The sequence below is a fragment of the Pseudodesulfovibrio tunisiensis genome (assembly GCF_022809775.1).
GTDB classification, from domain to species: Bacteria; Desulfobacterota; Desulfovibrionia; order Desulfovibrionales; family Desulfovibrionaceae; genus Pseudodesulfovibrio; species Pseudodesulfovibrio tunisiensis.
In genome coordinates this window covers 2,321,819-2,337,340 of record NZ_CP094380.1, presented here as the reverse complement: position 1 = coordinate 2,337,340, position 15,522 = coordinate 2,321,819, and the positions used below count along the sequence as shown (strand labels likewise).

Sequence of the window (15,522 nt, the reverse complement as noted above, 5' to 3'; positions counted from 1 at the left end):
GGCAGTCATGGAGAACGCAAAGCTCAAGTTCTCCCAGCGCCACCCCCTCGTTTTCGGGGTGATCATGATACTTATGGCCGTAGCCCTCTTTCTGGGGGCTACGGCCTTGTTTCGTGCGCTCGGCATGGGGGCGGGCGGCTCCCTGTTCGCCTCGGACAAGCTCGGCATCGTCCACATCCGTGGCGTACTGACCGATTCCACGGACATCGTGGACTGGATCACCCGGCTCAAGGAAAACGACTCGGTCAAGGGCGTGCTCCTGCGCGTGGATTGTCCGGGCGGCGCAATCGCTCCGTCTCAGGAAATCTATCAGGCCGTGCGTGAACTCGATCAGGTCAAGCCCGTGGTGGCCTCCTATGCGACTGTCGCGGCCAGCGGTGGCTATTATTCCACCTGTCCCGCCCGAATCATCGTGGCCAATCCCGGTTCACTGACCGCGTCCATCGGCGTGATCGCGGAATTCATGACCTTTGGCCAGACCCTTGAAAAACTCGGGGTCAAACCCGAAGTCCTCACGACCGGCCGCTACAAGGGCGTGGGCACGCCCCTGCGTGATCTGACTTCGGAACAGCGCGACCAGCTCCTCGGACTCATTCAGGATTTTCACGACCAGTTCGTGGACGATGTGGCCGCTGCCCGGGACATGAAACGCGACCGCGTGGCTGCCATTGCCGATGGTCGGGCCGTGTCCGGCAGGCAGGCGCTCGCCCTCGGTCTCGTGGACAAGCTCGGCGGACAGACCGAAGCCGTGCGCATCCTCAAGCAGCTCTGCGAAATCAAGGGCAAGGTGCCCGTGCTCGAAGGACCCGAGGAAGAAGAACCGCTCATGCAGAAAATCCTCGGCTCGCTCGGCATCCTCCCCACCAGCCAATACAACGGCTGGAATTTCTCCTACAAGTAGAGACATGCCTTCGGCGACTTAAGAACCTTTTCTCGAAAAGGTTCTTAAGAATCTCCCAAAGCTTTTTGGTTCTACGCCGCCTGTGAGGGCGCGGTCACTTGTTGCGTCCGTTTGGCGGCGTAGTTGGTCGCGGCAGAACCTTGACTGTCCTGTCGAAGGAGAGGATTCGGGGGAAACAGGCAGTAAGAAGAGAGCGAGGAATTTTTTGGGAGTACCCGTTTCGGGAAAATCGGGCAGCCAGATGCGTGTCCCGACAGGGCATGCATCTGGCTGCCCGATTTTCCCGAAACAGAATGGGGTCAAGGGGACGTCCGTCCCCTTGCGGGTCTGGGCAGCGCCCAGCCCCCCGGGAGGGTCGCCGAAGGCATCAACGAAAAAAAAGGGGCAGGATCCAGCGATCCCGCCCCTTTCATGTGTCAAAGTCACGCAATGACTAGAAACCGTAGTCGAAGGATTCCACGACGTTGGCGGTGCGGGCCTTGGATGCGGCCATGCGTTCTTCGAGTTCCTTGCGGTACTGGTCCAGATCGAGCTGAATCTGGGCCACGCCGGTATCCATGGCGGCTTTTGCCACGGCCGGGGCGAGGTGGGTGAGCACGCGCGGGTCGAGGGGCTTGGGGATGATGTAGTCGATGCCGAATTCCAGGGAATCCACGCCGTAGGCTTCGCAGATGTCCTTGGCAACGGGCTGCTTGGCGAGATCGGCAAGGGCGTGCGCCGCTGCGATCTTCATTTCCTCGTTGATGGCTGTGGCCCGGCAATCGAGCGCGCCGCGGAAGATGTAGGGGAAGCCGAGCACGTTGTTGATCTGGTTGGGGAAGTCGGACCGACCGGTGCCCATGACGATGTCGGGACGCACTTCCTTGACGTCGTCGTACGGGATTTCCGGGTCCGGGTTGGCGCAGGCGAAGATGATGGCGTTGGGCGCCATGGTCTTGACCATGTCCTTGCTGATGGCGTCCTTGACGGACAGGCCGAGGAACATGTCCGCGCCCTTCATGACGTCGGCAAGGGAGCCTGCGTCGGTCTTCTGGGCAAAGGCGCGCTTGAACTCGTTCAGGCCTTCGCGTCCTTCGTGGATCAGGCCGCGCGAATCGAACATGAAGATGTTTTCGCGCTTCACGCCCATGGCAACGTAGAAATTCGAGCAGGCAATGGCGGCGGCACCGGCGCCGGATACCACGACCTTGATGTCCTCGATCTTCTTGTTCGCGATTTCAAGGGCGTTGATGATGCCTGCGCCGGAAATGATGGCCGTGCCATGCTGGTCGTCGTGGAACACGGGAATGTTCATTTCCCTGATCAACCGCTGCTCGATCTCGAAGCACTCGGGCGCCTTGATGTCTTCGAGGTTGATGCCGCCGAAGGTGGGTTCGAGCTTCCTGCAGAATTCCACGACCTCGTCGGCGGTTTTGGCAGCGATGTTCAGATCGAACACGTCGATGTCGGAAAAGACCTTGAAGAGCACGCCCTTGCCTTCCATGACCGGCTTTCCGGCCTCGGGGCCGATGTTGCCGAGGCCGAGCACGGCGGTGCCGTTGGAGACCACGGCCACGAGATTGCCCTTGTTGGTGTAGTCGTACACGGTCTCGGGCTTGGCGTGGATGGCGCGGCAGGCTTCGGCCACGCCCGGGGAATACGCCAGGGACAGGTGCTTCTGGTTGGTGCAGGGCTTGATGGAAAAGACTTCGAGTTTGCCCTTGCGCTTCGCGGAATGGTATTGGAGCGCTTCTTCCTTGGTGAACAATGCCATGATGGCCTCCCTTGGTTCTGCTGTCAGGCTGCCGGGAACCGTGATCCGCTTGCCGTGCCTCTCCCGGTTTCGCAGTAGCCTGCCGTACGTATTTCGAGCCGGGGGTCACACCCGGCGCGGCTATGTCTGCCGAAAAAAAACTTATGGGATTTTGCCCTTTTGTCGATATTTTGCAAGTGTTTTGGTTGACTGGTCAATCAGAGGGCAAAACGGAAATTTCTGTTGAATTCGGCTTTGCGGTAAAGGTGAAGGGTTGCGGTGAAGTGTGTTTTGTCCCGGACCGTTGGGCAGGGTTCAGATGGGTAAGGCGAGGTCCGGCAAGGGAGGATGTCGGGGACGCATGTGTTGAAAAACAGCTTTGCAGCAGATGATTGCGTCGGAAAAAAAGTGCGAAAAACGGGGATCGGCCCTTTGTTGCAGAGCCGATCCCGTGATTCTTCGTTGCGGAAGGACGGATCAGGGCAGCATGCTGGCCGGAATGGTGAGTCCCTTTTCCTGCCAGAACGAGACCGCGCCCGGGTGCAGGGGAATGGATATTCCTGTCAGGGCGTGTTGCACGGACATGTCCCGGGCCGCCTTGTGCGCGGTGATTATGTCCTTGATTCCCTGCTCGGAGAAGACGGCCGTGAGGCCGTCCTGCACGATTTCGGCATCCAGTTTTTCGCTGGCACACCAGAGCGCGGCGTCCTGAAAGGTTTCCACGGGTGCGGTCTGTCCTTCATAGGTGCCCGCGGGAATGACCACCCGGGTATAGAAGGGGTATTTGTCGTAGAATCCGGATTTGACCGCATCGGTGTGCAGGTCGACCAGCTTCACGCGCGACCGGGTGGCCGCCTCGATGATCGAGGAATTGGGATAGCCGACCAGCACCCAGAACGCGTCGATCCGCTTGTCGGAGAAATCCGCTGCTGCCTGGGAATAGCCCAGCGTGCGGTGGCCGATCCTGTCCCATATTCCGAGATGGCGGAAAAAGCGTTCAGCGGCCAATGCTGCTCCCGAGCCCGGGTTGCCCACGGCCACGGTCCTGCCGACAAGGTCGTGCACGGAGTTGATGTTCGCACCCCTGTGCGTGATGAGCTGGGCGGGTGCGCCGTACAGGAATGCCAGAGCCTGTACCCCGTCGTAGTAGTTCGGGTCGTTGGGGAGCTTGGCGTTGCGCCCGAGGAACGCGTCTCCGGAATAGACTATGCCCATGTCCACGGCGTTCTTGTTCAGGGTGCGCAGGTTTTCCGCCGATCCGCCGGACCCTTTGGGGGAAATGTCCAGATAGTTGTAGGTATTGGATATCTCGCTGGACATCTTGTTGGCGAAAAAGTTGAAGGTGCCGCCGGTCGGGCCGCCTCCGAATGCGAGAAATCTTTGTTTTTCTTTTGTTTTTGTGCCTGATTCGGCCTGGTGCTCGTGCGAGGATTCGGAAGAGCAGCCGAACACAATTGCAAGAAAGAGGGCGGCCAGAAGAGCCGCAGGCAGGCGAGTTCCGTATTTCATGCCACCTCCAGTTCCCGGAAAAGCGCGGGCATGGGTTTTCGGGATTATGCATCAGCATGGCACAAAAGGCGCCTACGCACAATGGGGGTATGCGCATTCGCCCGGGGGACGGGAACCGGTTCGGACCGGACCGTGAGAGTCTGTTTGACTTGGGCCGTCAGTGTGCTACATGCCGGACGTCCGCATTTTGCGGCATTCTTTCCTGCTGGAGGCAATCAATGCTTGACGATATCGCCGTGGTCCTGTTTCGGCCCAAATATCCCGAGAACATCGGGTCTGCCGCACGGGCCTGCCTGAACATGGGCTGTCCCAATCTGATCATCGTGGACCCGCAGAATTTCGATCTGGACAAGGCCCTGCCGCTGGCCACGGTCCACGCCAAGCACATTCTGGAATCCGCGCGCGTGGTGGACACTCTTGCCGAGGCGCTTCAGGGATTCACTGCTGCCTATGGCACCACGGCCCGCACCGGCGGATGGCGCAAGGGCATCATGTCTCCGGCCACGGCTGCGGAAGTCGTGGGAGATCGTGTTCGCGGCGGCGGCAGGGTGGCGCTGGTCTTTGGTCCCGAGGACAAGGGACTGACCAATGACGAGACCAGCGTGTGCTCGGGCCTGATCTGCATCCCCACGAATCGCGAGGGCACGTCCCTGAATCTGTCGCAGGCCGTGCTCGTGCTGCTGTACGAATGCCTCAAGGCTGCGCTGGAAACGCGGTTCACCCCGTCCGGGCCGCTTCAGGAACGTCCCACCACCGTGGACGAGCAGGAAGCCCTGTTTTCCAATCTGCAGAAAACCCTGCTCGCCATCAGTTTTCTCAAGGAAGACAATCCCGACTACTGGATGCTTCCGGTGCGCCGCTTTTTCGCCCGCATCAATCTGAAGCGCAACGAGTTCAATCTGCTCATGGGCGTGTGTCGCCAGATTCAGTGGTTCGTGGACAAGCACAAGTAGGGTCGGTTTTCGTTTTTTTTCGCATCGGAAAAGCCTCCTGCGCATCGACTGCGCAAGGGGCTTTTCGTGTTCTGAAAGGCGAAGTCGGGACTCGGCATCGTGGTCGGGTCTGTTTTTGTTCGGCATTGTCCTTTTTTCCGTCACAGGGTAAAACGCCTTGTTGCCGCGTGAAGCTCAGCGCTTCGCGCACGAAATGAAAAACTCGCTGATTCGGAGAGAGCATGACGCAGAATATAACCGCACTGATTCTGGCCGCGGGCAAGGGAACCCGCATGTATTCGGACAAGCCCAAGGTGTTGCAGACCCTGCTTGGCGAAACCGTGCTGCACTACGTGTACCGCGCGGTGGAAGCCGTGCTGGGCGACCGCATCCTGACCGTGGTGGGCCACGGCGCGGACATGGTCGCGGATTTGTACCCGGACAAGCGGGACGGGTTCGTGATGCAGGAGCCGCAGCTCGGCACGGGTCACGCCGTGCAGGTGAGCCGGGAAGCCCTGCGCGCGCAGGGGGCCGAATACTGCATGGTCATCAACGGGGACACCCCGCTTCTGACTGTGGAGGCGCTGGAAAAGCTGGCCGCCCGTGCCGGACAGGCCGATGTGGCGTTCCTGACCATCACGCCCAAGGACATGGCCTCGTTCGGTCGCGTGGTGCGCAACGAGAGCGGTCATGTCACGGCGATCGTGGAGGCCAAGGACTATGACATGTCCGTGCATGGCCCGGCCCGGGGCGAAGTCAATGCCGGAATCTACCTGCTCCGTCTGGACGCGATGGCTCCGTTGCTGGACGAGCTGCGCAACGACAATGCCAACGGCGAGTACTACGTGACCGATCTGGTGGGCCTTGCCGTGGCGCGCAAGCTGCGTGTGGAGGGCGTGCAGTGCGGCGACGACGTGAATCTGATGGGCATCAATTCCCCGCGCGAGCTGGTGCAGGCCGAAAACACCCTGCGCCGTCGCATCGTGGAAGGGCTGCTGGACAGCGGCGTGCTCATCCACAATCCGGACACCGTGATCATCGGCCCGGATGTGGTCGTGGAACCGGGCGCGGAAATTTTCGGGCATTGCGAGATATACGGCAAATCCCGGGTTGCTGCCGGGGCGCGGCTCGGTTCGTACACGTACATCCGTGACGCGAGCTTTGCGCCGGGCTGCGTGGTCAGGGAATTCAGTCACATCGAGGGAGCCGAGGTACGCGAGGGCGCGGCCGTCGGACCGTACGCACGGCTCAGGCCGGGCGCGATCTGCGGGGCGAATTCCCGGGTCGGCAATTTCGTGGAGATGAAGAAGGCCGAACTCTGCGAGGGGGCCAAGGCCAGCCATCTCACGTATCTGGGCGACGCACGGGTCGGCGCCGGAGCCAATATCGGCGCCGGAACCATCACCTGCAACTATGATGGAAAAAACAAGTTTCACACCGAGATCGGAGAAGGCGCGTTCATCGGCAGCAACACCGCGCTGGTGGCTCCGGTGACCGTGGGCCGCGATGCTCTGGTCGGTGCCGGGTCCACCATCACCAAGGATGTGCCGGACCAGGGCACGGCCATTGCCCGGGGACGACAGACGAATCTCAGGAGACGCTTGAAGAAGTCTTGATTTCAGATCGGTTCGGAGCTATTTAGTGGACATGGAACTAGTCGATCAACTTGAAGCGCGTTTTAGCGATTTACTAAATAAGTTGCAGACCTTAAAGGAAGAAAACCAGCGCTTGAGGGACAATCTTGAGGCTGAAAGGGACAAGCGGGAAGAAGTTCAGGCCCGCATTGAAGGGCTTTTGGCCAGGATTCAGGACGAACTGGACTGACGGTTGTGCTGAATGCCTCGCTACACGCTGAATCTTCTCGGACTTGAGATTTCCTTTAAGACGGATGCGGAAAACAACCGTATCGAAGCGGCTCAGGCCTTTCTTGAGGAGAAGTTTCAGGAATTGGGCAAGCATGCTGATAATATCAGCAAGGAAAAAATGCTCACGTTCCTGCTTCTGGGGTTGGCGGACGATTATCTGGTCTGCCGGGAAAGGCTGGAGCAGCTGGAAGGAAAAATCAGCGAGATTTTGGAAAAGACCGAATAGCCCGGTCCGATGAAAGGACCGGATTTGGTTGAGACGAATCACCCTGGAACGTTGGTGATTGCTCGTGAGTGTTTTGAGCCAATGCTCTCGTAACGGGCGAGATGCTCCAGCGCACTGGTGAGCATGCCCGACTCTGATCGGGAAGCCTGAAGGGGCGCGAGCCGAGCCCACCTGGTAACCAGGTTCAAAACGAACGGCAACACGGCTTTCCGGGGATTCGATATACAAAGGCGGCGCAGGCCGCTGCCGGACCGGTTCCGAGAACCGGTCCGCTCCTTCCCTCGCATCGCTGCATTTTCCTTCGTGAAAGCGCCTTCCCCGGGCGCATTCCTTCCATGCGGCGTCAACAGACCGCCTGATAGTCTGTCAACATAAACGAAGGAGAACCAGATGCTTACGGAAATCGCCATGATAGGTGGCGGAGTGGTGGCCGGACTTGCTTCCGGCTACATCCTGCAAAGATACATTTCCGAGAAACAGATATCCGACTCCCGCGGCCTTGCCGATCGCATCGTGAGCGAGGCGCGCAAAGAGGGAGAAGCCCTGAAAAAAGAAGCCCGGCTTCAGGCTCAGGATGAAATATTCGCCCAGAAACAGGACCTGGAGCGCGAGTTCAAGGAACGGGAACGTCAGGCCAAGGCCGAGGAGCGCAGGCTCAAGGAACGCGACGAGCGTCTTGACGGCAAGCGCGAAAAGATGGCGGACAAGGAATCCCAGGTCCTTGAACTGGAAAAACGGCTCATCAAGCAGGAAAAGCGGTTGGAGGAGTTCCAGGAGGAACTCGATGCCAAGGCCGACGAACACGAGCGCAGGCTTCAGGAAATCTCCGGCCTGACCGTGGAGGAGGCGCGCGAACGCCTCATGACCGAAATAGAATCCCGCACCCGGCACGAGGCCGCCAGGATGGTCAGATCCATCGAGATGGAGGCCAAGGAGACCGCGTCCAAGAAGGCCAAGGAAGTGCTTTCCCTGGCCTTGCAACGTTATGCGGGCGACTATGCCGGGGAACAGACCGTCACGGCCGTGACCCTGCCCAGCGAAGACATGAAAGGCCGCATCATCGGCCGCGAGGGCCGCAACATCCGCGCCCTGGAAGCCGCTACCGGCGTTGATCTCATCATCGACGATACCCCGGAAACCGTTGTCCTTTCCGCATTCAGTCCGCTCAAGCGCGAGATCGCCAAGCTCTCCCTTGAGCGGTTGATCCATGATGGGCGCATCCATCCCGCGCGCATCGAGGAGATCGTGCGCAAGGTGGAGCAGGAAATGGACGTGAAGCTCCGGGAAATCGGCGAGCAGGCCACCTTCGACGTGGGCGTGCACGGCATTCATCCGGACGTGATCAAGCTGCTGGGGCAGTTGCACTATCGCACCAGCTTTTCCCAGAACGTGTTGCAGCACTCCATGGAAGTGGCCTTTCTCTGTGGCATCATGGCCGCGGAACTGGGCCTCAACGAGAAGGAGGCCAAGCGCGCGGGCCTGCTGCACGACATCGGCAAGGCCGTGGACCACGAGATCGAAGGCCCCCATGCCATCATCGGCGCGGATCTGGCCAAGAAGCACGGCGAGTCCAAGGCCATTGTCCACGCGGTTGCCGCGCACCACGAGGACACGCCGCCCATGTCCATTCTGGCCAATCTGGTTCAGGCTGCGGACAGCCTGTCCGGCGCTCGGCCCGGCGCGCGCAAGGAGCTGCTGGAAAACTACGTCAAGCGCCTTGAGGAGCTGGAAGGGCTGGCCACGGGATTCGATGGCGTTTCCAAGGCCTATGCCATTCAGGCCGGGCGCGAGATTCGCGTGATGGTGGACTCCGAACGCATTGCCGACGACCAGACCTACGTGCTTTGCAAGGACATTGCGGAAAAGATCGAAAACAACATGACCTACCCCGGCCAGATTCGCGTGACCGTGATTCGGGAGAAACGGGCCGTGGGGTATGCAAAATAGATGATTTGAACGACAGCCCGGACCGTGCTTGCGGCCCGGGCTGTTTTGCCTCCGAAAATAACGGGGCGCGGCGATTTATCATGGTTTGCTGTTCCGGGATGATGTTCAATGGCGGTGGATCATCCTGCAACAGGCAACGAATCACGGAGCTGTGTGACCCATGAACGGACATGGACAGAGAAACGCCCCTGCCGGGGGCGGGCTCGACAAGGATCGTCTGGATACGACCGTGCGGCAGAACGCCAAGCTCTTTCGCGCGGAAATGGGCGAGGCCGAGTTCAGGCGGTTCAGCGAACTCATTCACAGCGAGTTCGGCATCAAGATGCCGAGCTCCAAGAAAGTGCTGCTTCAGTCCCGTTTCCAGAAGCGGCTCCGTGCGCTTGGCATGCAGTCCTACAAGGAATACTGCGACTACGTGTTCAGTCCCGAGGGCCGGGAAAAGGAACGCGCCAATCTCATCGACGTGGTCACCACCAACACCACGCACTTCTTTCGCGAACCCAAGCACTGGGACATCATGAACAACACGGTGCTGCCCGAATTGTGGCGGCGCTTCGGCGCGGGCCGGATTCTGAACGTGTGGAGCGCGGGATGTTCCAGCGGCGAGGAACCCTATACTTTGGCCATGGTGCTGTCCGAGTATGCCGTCACCCATTCCGGGTTCAACTTCAGCATTCTGGCCACGGACATTTCCAGCGAGATTCTGCAAAAGGCCTCCCGGGCCGTATATGCGCTGGAAAAGGCCGACGACATACCCATGACCATGAAGAAGAAGTACGTGCTCAAGAGCAAGAAGAATCCGCTCATCAAGATGGACAAGCCCCTGCGGTCGAAGATCACGTTCCAGCGCCTCAACTTCATGGACAACTTCAAGCTGCCCAAGCAGCAGGACATCATCTTCTGCCGCAACGTGGTCATCTATTTTGACCGGGGTACGCAGGAAATGCTGTTCAACAAGTTCTGCAGCAACCTGTCCTCCAAGGGCTATCTGTTCATCGGCCATTCCGAGAGCCTGTCCGGCATGACCCTTCCCCTTCGGCAGGTCGCGCCCACGGTGTTTCAGAAAACGACCTGATCGCATCGCGTTTTCTGGCACTGCGCCGGGCCTCGCGTTTTGCGCGGGGGTCTGGTATTGGGCCCTTTTGCCATAAGCGGCGGGAGAGACTCATGCGGATTCTTTTTCTTGGAGACATAGTGGGCAGGCCGGGCCGGAAGCTGGTCAGGGAACGGATTGCCGGATTGCGCGCTGAACTGGGCGCGGATCTGGTGTTCGCCAATGGCGAGAATGCGTCGGCCGGGCTGGGCCTTTCCGCAAAAAATGCCCGCGAACTGCTGAATGCGGGCATCGACGCCCTGACCTCGGGCAATCACATCTGGAAATTCAAGGACGTCTGGAACCTGCTCGACACGGATTCCAGACTGCTTCGACCTCACAACTATCCTGCGGGACCGGGAACCGGAGTGCGCATCATTCGTGCGGACGGCCTGCCGCCCGTGGCCCTGATCAATCTGCTGGGGCGGACCTTCATGCCGCCCGTGGATTGTCCGTTCCGGGCCGTGGACCGCATTCTGGACGAGCTTGACCCGGAAATCCGCATTCGCGTGGTGGACTTTCATGCCGAGGCCACCAGCGAAAAGCAGGCCATGGGCTTTCATCTGGACGGCCGGGTCAGCGCGGTGCTCGGCACGCATACGCACGTGCCCACGGCGGACGCCTGCGTGCTGGAACACGGCACGGCCTACATCACGGATCTGGGCATGTGCGGACCGCAGCGTTCCTGTCTGGGCATGAAACCGGACATCATCGTGAAGCGTTTTCTGGACGGCCTTCCGGCCCGATTCGAGGTGGCCTCGGAACCCGGGATTTTACAAGGCGCGATTTTTGACATAGAGGAATCCTCCGGGCAGGTGAAAACTATCACGCCCGTGACAACGGTATGACATTGAACACGAGGAAATCATGAACATTTTCGACGATCTCAAATGGCGGGGGCTTATCAATCAGGTTTCTGACGAAGAGAAGGTCCGGGAATATCTGTCCAAGCCCGGCGCCTCCGTCTATTGCGGCTTCGACCCCACCGCCGAGAGCCTGCATGTCGGGAACCTCGTGCCTTTGCTCGTTCTGGCCCGGATGAAGCGGGCCGGACACAACCCGCTGTTTCTCATCGGCGGCGCCACCGGCATGATCGGCGACCCGAGCGGCAAGGACAAGGAACGCGAATTGTCCCAGGCCGACGCCGTTGCCGCGCGTATCGAGAAGATCAAGGCACAGGTGCGCCGTTTCTTCGAGCGCAATACCAATGAGCGTCCGGACATCGTCAACAACCACGACTGGACCAAGGACATGTCCGCCATCGACCTGCTGCGCGACGTGGGCAAGTTCTTCACGGTCAACTGGATGCTCCAGAAGGAAGCGGTCAAGGGCCGCATCGCCCGCGATGACGTGGGTATCTCCTACACCGAATTCAGCTACATGATTCTTCAGAGTCATGACTTCTATCATCTGCTCAAGACCCGCGGCACCCGTCTCCAGATCGGCGGCGGCGACCAATGGGGCAACATTACCACGGGCTGCGAATACATCCGCCGCAAGACCGCCGTGGAAGAGGTGCAGGAGGAAGCGTTCGCCATGACCTTCCCGCTGATCACCACGGCCTCGGGCAAGAAGTTCGGCAAGAGCGAAAAGGGCGCCATCTACCTCAACCCCGAGGTGACCTCGCCCTACGCCTTCTACCAGTTCTTCATCAACACCGATGACCGGGACGTGATCAAGTTCCTCAAGTACTTCACCTTCCTCGGCCCCGAAGAGGTCGCGGAAATGGAGAGGAGTCTGGAGGAAGCCCCGCATCTGCGCGAGGCCCAGAAGCGTCTTGCCGAGGAAGTCACCCGCATGATTCACGGCCAGCACGAGCTGGATCGCGTCATGGCGGCCACCGAGGCCCTGTTCGGCGGCGGCGACATCCGCAAGGTGGACCCCGCAACCCTGCGTTCCGCTCTGGAATCCGCTCCGTGCCGGCACTATGCGTCCGGCGACCTGCCCGACCTGCCCCAGATGCTGGTGGACCTCGGTCTGGTCAAGTCCAAGGGCGAGGCCCGCAAGGCCATCGAGGCCGGCGGTGTCTACGTGAATGGCGAGCGCGGCGAAAAGGTCGAGGACCATGACTTTCTGGGCGGCGAGCTGCTTGTCCTGCGCAAGGGCAAGAAGAGCTACGGTCTGGTTACCCGCAGCTAGCGCGATTGCCGACAACGACATCAAAAAGACCGCTGCTCCTGGAGCAGCGGTCTTTTTTTGCGTGAAACAGGGCCGCATCAGGCGAGATCGGCCTTGGACAGGACCACGATCAGTCGCTTGAGCATGTCCAGATCGAACTGGTTCCGTCTGGCCTTGATGTGCGTGAGCGCTTCGAACGGGGTGAAGGGCTTTCGGTATTCCGTGCCCCGGGTCAGGTTGTCGTACTCGTTGCACAGGGCGAGCACCTTGACGTAGGCGGGCATGAGTTCGCCTTGTGCGCCCGAGGGATAGCCCGAGCCGTCCTCGCGCTCATGGTGGAACAGGATGCATTGCAGGGTCTGCTGCGGCAGGGGCAGGGCCGAACAGACGCCCACGCCCAGTGCCGGGTGGGATCTGACCTGAGCCTGATCCTCGGGGGAAAGTTCGTCCAGCGGTCTGGAGAACAGGTGTCTGGGCAGTTCCAGCTTGCCGATGTCGTGCAGCATGGCGCCCATGCCTGCAGCGACCATGAGGTCCGCATCGTCCTTGACGAACGTGCCGAGCATGCTGGTGGTGAAGACCATGACCCCGATGCCGTGGTGATAGATTTCCCGGCCTTCGGATATGAACCGCGCGATTTCCCTGAGCGCGTCCTCCCGGGCCAGAAAGCGCAGACTGGACTTGATCAGGGAGCGAATCTTCTGGAAGCGCACCCCGTTCAGTGGCTTGGGCAATCCGCGGTCGAACACTTCCCGGGCCAGCGCCTGCGTCGCGTCATTCCACGCCCTGCCGCGTTCGCGCACGGGGATGGATTCATTTTCGAGGATGTCCAGCAGGTTGTCGCGGACATAGGCCACGTAGTCGGTCTGTTCGTCCGTGCGCACGTACAGATGCTCCACGCCCATGGCACCGAGACGCTGCTTGTGTGCCTCGGTAAATCGTTCGCCTTTCTCGGCATACAGCACGAGGTTGTCGTCCTGCTTGAGAAACAGGGAGAATCTGCCGGATTTGGACGGCAGGATCATGTATGGCGACACCTTGAAAAGGCGTCCCTGAATTGCGCGGGAGAGTGTGTCCCGGGCTTCTGATGTCCGGCTCATGGCCGCCTCCTTGAAACCGGGGCTCCGGTCGGGCGACATGCAACGACTGCCGCGCCGGGCGCGGAGTTCCGTTCATGGCAACCCGGCTGTCTCGGGGAGACCCGTGGCTTTCCGTCTCCGCCTCGCAGCGGGTTTGGCTTTGTCATCATGCAGTATAGGCCCGCGCATGGGACCTGTAAATGCTCTTCGGTTATTATCGGAATCGGGTCAGCAGGATTTTTGGATTGCCCATTCCAGAAAGATTCGTGCCTGCCTGTCAATGGGGAACGCCTGCCTTGCCTTGGACTGTGCCTGTTGCTTCAGGTGCATGAGTTCGTCGTCGGGCAGTGCAAGCAGGTGTTCAAGGGCCGCAAGAATGCCCTCTGGGCCGGGAGTCGGGTTCACCAGCAGATGGGGCATGGTTTCCGGCCAGATTTCCGGAGGGCCTCCGGCTCGTCTGGCTATCGGGACAAGCCCTTCGGCCATGGCTTCTTCCAGGGCTATTCCCAATCCTTCCACGTAGGTGGGAAGCACGAAAAGATCAGCACGTTTGAGTAGACTTCGGATATTGGAGACAAAACCGGTCCATTCCATCTCTTTCGTCAGTCCCAGCAGATCCGCTTTCTTTTGAAGAGTTGTTTCATAATTACCAGTGCCAGCAATTATGCAGTGGAAAGAGAGGCCAGCATTTTTGGCAAGAGCAAGGGCGTTCAGCAAATCCTCATGTCCACGATTTTTTTCAAGCTGTGTTGTGGCTATTATGGTTCTCGGGTTTCCCGGTGGGTGAGGGGCTGCTCCGATTTCCACGCCGGGGTGGATCGCCTTGAAGTCACAGGAGGCGAACAGGGGAACCGCGTTTTTGAGCTGGTGCCGGACGAATTCGCTGCATGCCATGAGCTTTGGTGCGAGGAGCCGTTGCGTGATGCGGGTCTTGAAGCGGTTTGCCACATCGCCGGGAGCTCCCAGGTGTTGCACCATGGGAATGTCGAGTAGCCGGGCCGCGATTCCTGCACTGCGCAGGTCCTTGGAAATGTTGACCACAACCAGATCAATTCTATTCCTTCGGAATTCGCGGAAAAATCGGAATATCAGTCCGGGATGCAAGTCCGGGCCGAAGGAGACTGCCTGAGCGTGCAGTCCGAGTTCTTCCGCCTTGTCCACGAACGGGCCGGGGCGGCCGTAAATCCAGATTTCGTGTCCCTGATTGCGCATGGCCTTTCCCATGTCCAGACACCAGGTTTTGACCCCGCCCCATTTGTGGGTGGAATTCACGAAAGCTATGTTCATATGCGTTGTGTGTTGTTGCGGTCTGCCGTCTTCGGCCGAAAACGACGTGTCACGCTGCCACAAAAGTCATGGCGAAGCAAGATTGCCACCCCCTTGCAACGATTCCGGTATATTGCTAAGTCCGTGTAGTTCAGCCAAATCCTGCCACATTCAACCGGAGACGGTGTTCATGACCAAGAAGGAACTGATTCTCGTTGCCGCGCAGAAGCTCTTTGCCCGCCACGGCTACCCCGGTACCACCGTGAAGATGGTGGCCGAGGAGGCCGGAGTTGCCTCGGGGCTGGTGTTTCACTATTTCGAGAGCAAGGAGAATCTGTTCATGAGCGCGGGCAGCCAGCTGGTGGACATCATGCTCGACTACCTGCGGGACCGTACCGCCAACGAGCCGGACGGATGCGCGGCATTGGGCGCGTTCGTCAGGGCCTATCTGGATTTCACGCTGGAATATTCCGACACCTTTCCCACCCTGATCCGCTGTTCCCCGTTCAGCGATGACAATCCCGGACTGGATCGCCAGAAGATCGGGGACAAGTTTCAGGAACTCATCAATCATATCGAGGAACTGCTGCGTCGAGGCATGGAGGACGGTTCCATTGTCCGGGCTCCGGTGGCCCAGACCGCCTACATCGTGTACGCCAACATCGTGGGCGCGGTGCGCACCAAGTTTCTGACTCCGTACAAGGCCCCGGGCCTGTACGAGGAGGCCGCGACCTTCGTCATTCGCAGCGTCTGCACGGGCAATCAAGCTGGCGAAGCCGGACAGGACAAAGACAACACCTTGGTTTCCTGATCCTTTTCATCATTTTTCTTTTCCTTCTTGCCTTCCAGATAGG

Annotated in this window: 14 protein-coding genes, 1 other RNA gene and 1 riboswitch; of the genes, 11 read left to right on the top strand and 4 right to left on the bottom strand. The window is 59.6% G+C overall.

Annotated features, from left to right (window positions below):
* Nucleotides 1–7 precede the first annotated feature (7 nt).
* The gene (gene sppA, locus MPN23_RS11470) at nucleotides 8–901 is read left to right on the top strand and encodes a signal peptide peptidase SppA (protein WP_243544329.1); all 894 of its coding nucleotides are present in this window, start codon (nucleotides 8–10) and stop codon (nucleotides 899–901) included.
* A gap of 433 nt (nucleotides 902–1,334) precedes the next feature.
* Here the strand turns inward: sppA and MPN23_RS11465 are convergent, their stop codons facing one another.
* Both MPN23_RS11465 and MPN23_RS11460 read right to left on the bottom strand, forming a co-directional pair.
* Nucleotides 1,335–2,654, bottom strand: coding sequence for a malic enzyme-like NAD(P)-binding protein (locus MPN23_RS11465; RefSeq protein ID WP_279388668.1), 1,320 nt, complete (start codon nucleotides 2,652–2,654; stop codon nucleotides 1,335–1,337).
* Between the two features lie 456 nt (nucleotides 2,655–3,110).
* Complete coding sequence (locus MPN23_RS11460) at nucleotides 3,111–4,142, bottom strand: TAXI family TRAP transporter solute-binding subunit (RefSeq protein ID WP_243544328.1); 1,032 nt, start codon at nucleotides 4,140–4,142, stop codon at nucleotides 3,111–3,113.
* Nucleotides 4,143–4,360: 218 nt separating this feature from the next.
* Between MPN23_RS11460 and MPN23_RS11455 the strand changes: the two genes are divergently transcribed.
* The 9 genes from MPN23_RS11455 to tyrS all read left to right on the top strand — a co-directional run bounded on the left by MPN23_RS11455 (nucleotide 4,361) and on the right by tyrS (nucleotide 12,344).
* On the top strand, nucleotides 4,361–5,095 hold the full coding sequence (locus MPN23_RS11455; protein WP_243544327.1) for an RNA methyltransferase: 735 nt from the start codon (nucleotides 4,361–4,363) through the stop codon (nucleotides 5,093–5,095).
* 221 nt (nucleotides 5,096–5,316) lie between these two features.
* The gene (glmU, locus tag MPN23_RS11450) at nucleotides 5,317–6,690 is read left to right on the top strand and encodes a bifunctional UDP-N-acetylglucosamine diphosphorylase/glucosamine-1-phosphate N-acetyltransferase GlmU (protein WP_243544326.1); all 1,374 of its coding nucleotides are present in this window, start codon (nucleotides 5,317–5,319) and stop codon (nucleotides 6,688–6,690) included.
* Nucleotides 6,691–6,721: 31 nt separating this feature from the next.
* Nucleotides 6,722–6,898: a hypothetical protein gene (locus tag MPN23_RS11445; RefSeq protein ID WP_243544325.1), complete on the top strand. Its 177-nt coding sequence runs from the start codon at nucleotides 6,722–6,724 to the stop codon at nucleotides 6,896–6,898.
* 12 nt (nucleotides 6,899–6,910) lie between these two features.
* On the top strand, nucleotides 6,911–7,165 hold the full coding sequence (locus tag MPN23_RS11440; RefSeq protein ID WP_243544324.1) for a cell division protein ZapA: 255 nt from the start codon (nucleotides 6,911–6,913) through the stop codon (nucleotides 7,163–7,165).
* 37 nt (nucleotides 7,166–7,202) lie between these two features.
* Nucleotides 7,203–7,385, top strand: a non-coding RNA gene (gene ssrS, locus MPN23_RS11435) — 6S RNA.
* Between the two features lie 170 nt (nucleotides 7,386–7,555).
* A complete protein-coding gene (gene rny, locus MPN23_RS11430) occupies nucleotides 7,556–9,112 on the top strand; it encodes a ribonuclease Y (protein ID WP_243544323.1) in 1,557 nt (518 codons plus the stop codon).
* Between the two features lie 160 nt (nucleotides 9,113–9,272).
* Complete coding sequence (locus MPN23_RS11425) at nucleotides 9,273–10,187, top strand: CheR family methyltransferase (RefSeq protein ID WP_243544322.1); 915 nt, start codon at nucleotides 9,273–9,275, stop codon at nucleotides 10,185–10,187.
* Between the two features lie 92 nt (nucleotides 10,188–10,279).
* Nucleotides 10,280–11,053 (top strand): TIGR00282 family metallophosphoesterase, encoded by a 774-nt coding sequence (locus tag MPN23_RS11420; protein ID WP_243544321.1) that lies wholly within the window; start codon nucleotides 10,280–10,282, stop codon nucleotides 11,051–11,053.
* A gap of 19 nt (nucleotides 11,054–11,072) precedes the next feature.
* Nucleotides 11,073–12,344, top strand: a complete 1,272-nt coding sequence (gene tyrS, locus MPN23_RS11415; RefSeq protein ID WP_243544320.1) for a tyrosine--tRNA ligase — start codon at nucleotides 11,073–11,075, stop codon at nucleotides 12,342–12,344.
* Between the two features lie 77 nt (nucleotides 12,345–12,421).
* On the opposite strand, the gene MPN23_RS11410 is transcribed toward tyrS, so the two are convergent.
* Entirely contained in the window at nucleotides 12,422–13,423 is a 1,002-nt protein-coding gene (locus tag MPN23_RS11410) for an HD-GYP domain-containing protein (protein WP_243544319.1), read from the bottom strand.
* Nucleotides 13,424–13,496: 73 nt separating this feature from the next.
* Nucleotides 13,497–13,571, bottom strand: a riboswitch (cyclic di-GMP riboswitch).
* Nucleotides 13,572–13,630: 59 nt separating this feature from the next.
* Entirely contained in the window at nucleotides 13,631–14,689 is a 1,059-nt protein-coding gene (locus MPN23_RS11405) for a glycosyltransferase (protein ID WP_243544318.1), read from the bottom strand.
* A 169-nt stretch (nucleotides 14,690–14,858) separates the two neighbouring features.
* Between MPN23_RS11405 and MPN23_RS11400 the strand changes: the two genes are divergently transcribed.
* Entirely contained in the window at nucleotides 14,859–15,479 is a 621-nt protein-coding gene (locus MPN23_RS11400) for a TetR/AcrR family transcriptional regulator (protein ID WP_243544317.1), read from the top strand.
* Nucleotides 15,480–15,522: the final 43 nt, after the last annotated feature.

Excerpts from the sequence above, each read along its gene's own strand:
- tyrS (WP_243544320.1), top strand. The coding sequence starts at position 11,073 with ATGAACATTTTCGACGATCTCAAATGGCGGGGGCTTATCAATCAGGTT.
- MPN23_RS11400 (WP_243544317.1), top strand. The coding sequence starts at position 14,859 with ATGACCAAGAAGGAACTGATTCTCGTTGCCGCGCAGAAGCTCTTTGCC.
- sppA (WP_243544329.1), top strand. The coding sequence starts at position 8 with ATGGAGAACGCAAAGCTCAAGTTCTCCCAGCGCCACCCCCTCGTTTTC.
- MPN23_RS11410 (WP_243544319.1), bottom strand. The coding sequence starts at position 13,423 with ATGAGCCGGACATCAGAAGCCCGGGACACACTCTCCCGCGCAATTCAG.
- rny (WP_243544323.1), top strand. The coding sequence starts at position 7,556 with ATGCTTACGGAAATCGCCATGATAGGTGGCGGAGTGGTGGCCGGACTT.
- MPN23_RS11440 (WP_243544324.1), top strand. The coding sequence starts at position 6,911 with ATGCCTCGCTACACGCTGAATCTTCTCGGACTTGAGATTTCCTTTAAG.
- MPN23_RS11465 (WP_279388668.1), bottom strand. The coding sequence starts at position 2,654 with ATGGCATTGTTCACCAAGGAAGAAGCGCTCCAATACCATTCCGCGAAG.
- MPN23_RS11445 (WP_243544325.1), top strand. The coding sequence starts at position 6,722 with ATGGAACTAGTCGATCAACTTGAAGCGCGTTTTAGCGATTTACTAAAT.
- MPN23_RS11405 (WP_243544318.1), bottom strand. The coding sequence starts at position 14,689 with ATGAACATAGCTTTCGTGAATTCCACCCACAAATGGGGCGGGGTCAAA.
- glmU (WP_243544326.1), top strand. The coding sequence starts at position 5,317 with ATGACGCAGAATATAACCGCACTGATTCTGGCCGCGGGCAAGGGAACC.
- MPN23_RS11455 (WP_243544327.1), top strand. The coding sequence starts at position 4,361 with ATGCTTGACGATATCGCCGTGGTCCTGTTTCGGCCCAAATATCCCGAG.
- MPN23_RS11460 (WP_243544328.1), bottom strand. The coding sequence starts at position 4,142 with ATGAAATACGGAACTCGCCTGCCTGCGGCTCTTCTGGCCGCCCTCTTT.
- MPN23_RS11420 (WP_243544321.1), top strand. The coding sequence starts at position 10,280 with ATGCGGATTCTTTTTCTTGGAGACATAGTGGGCAGGCCGGGCCGGAAG.
- MPN23_RS11425 (WP_243544322.1), top strand. The coding sequence starts at position 9,273 with ATGAACGGACATGGACAGAGAAACGCCCCTGCCGGGGGCGGGCTCGAC.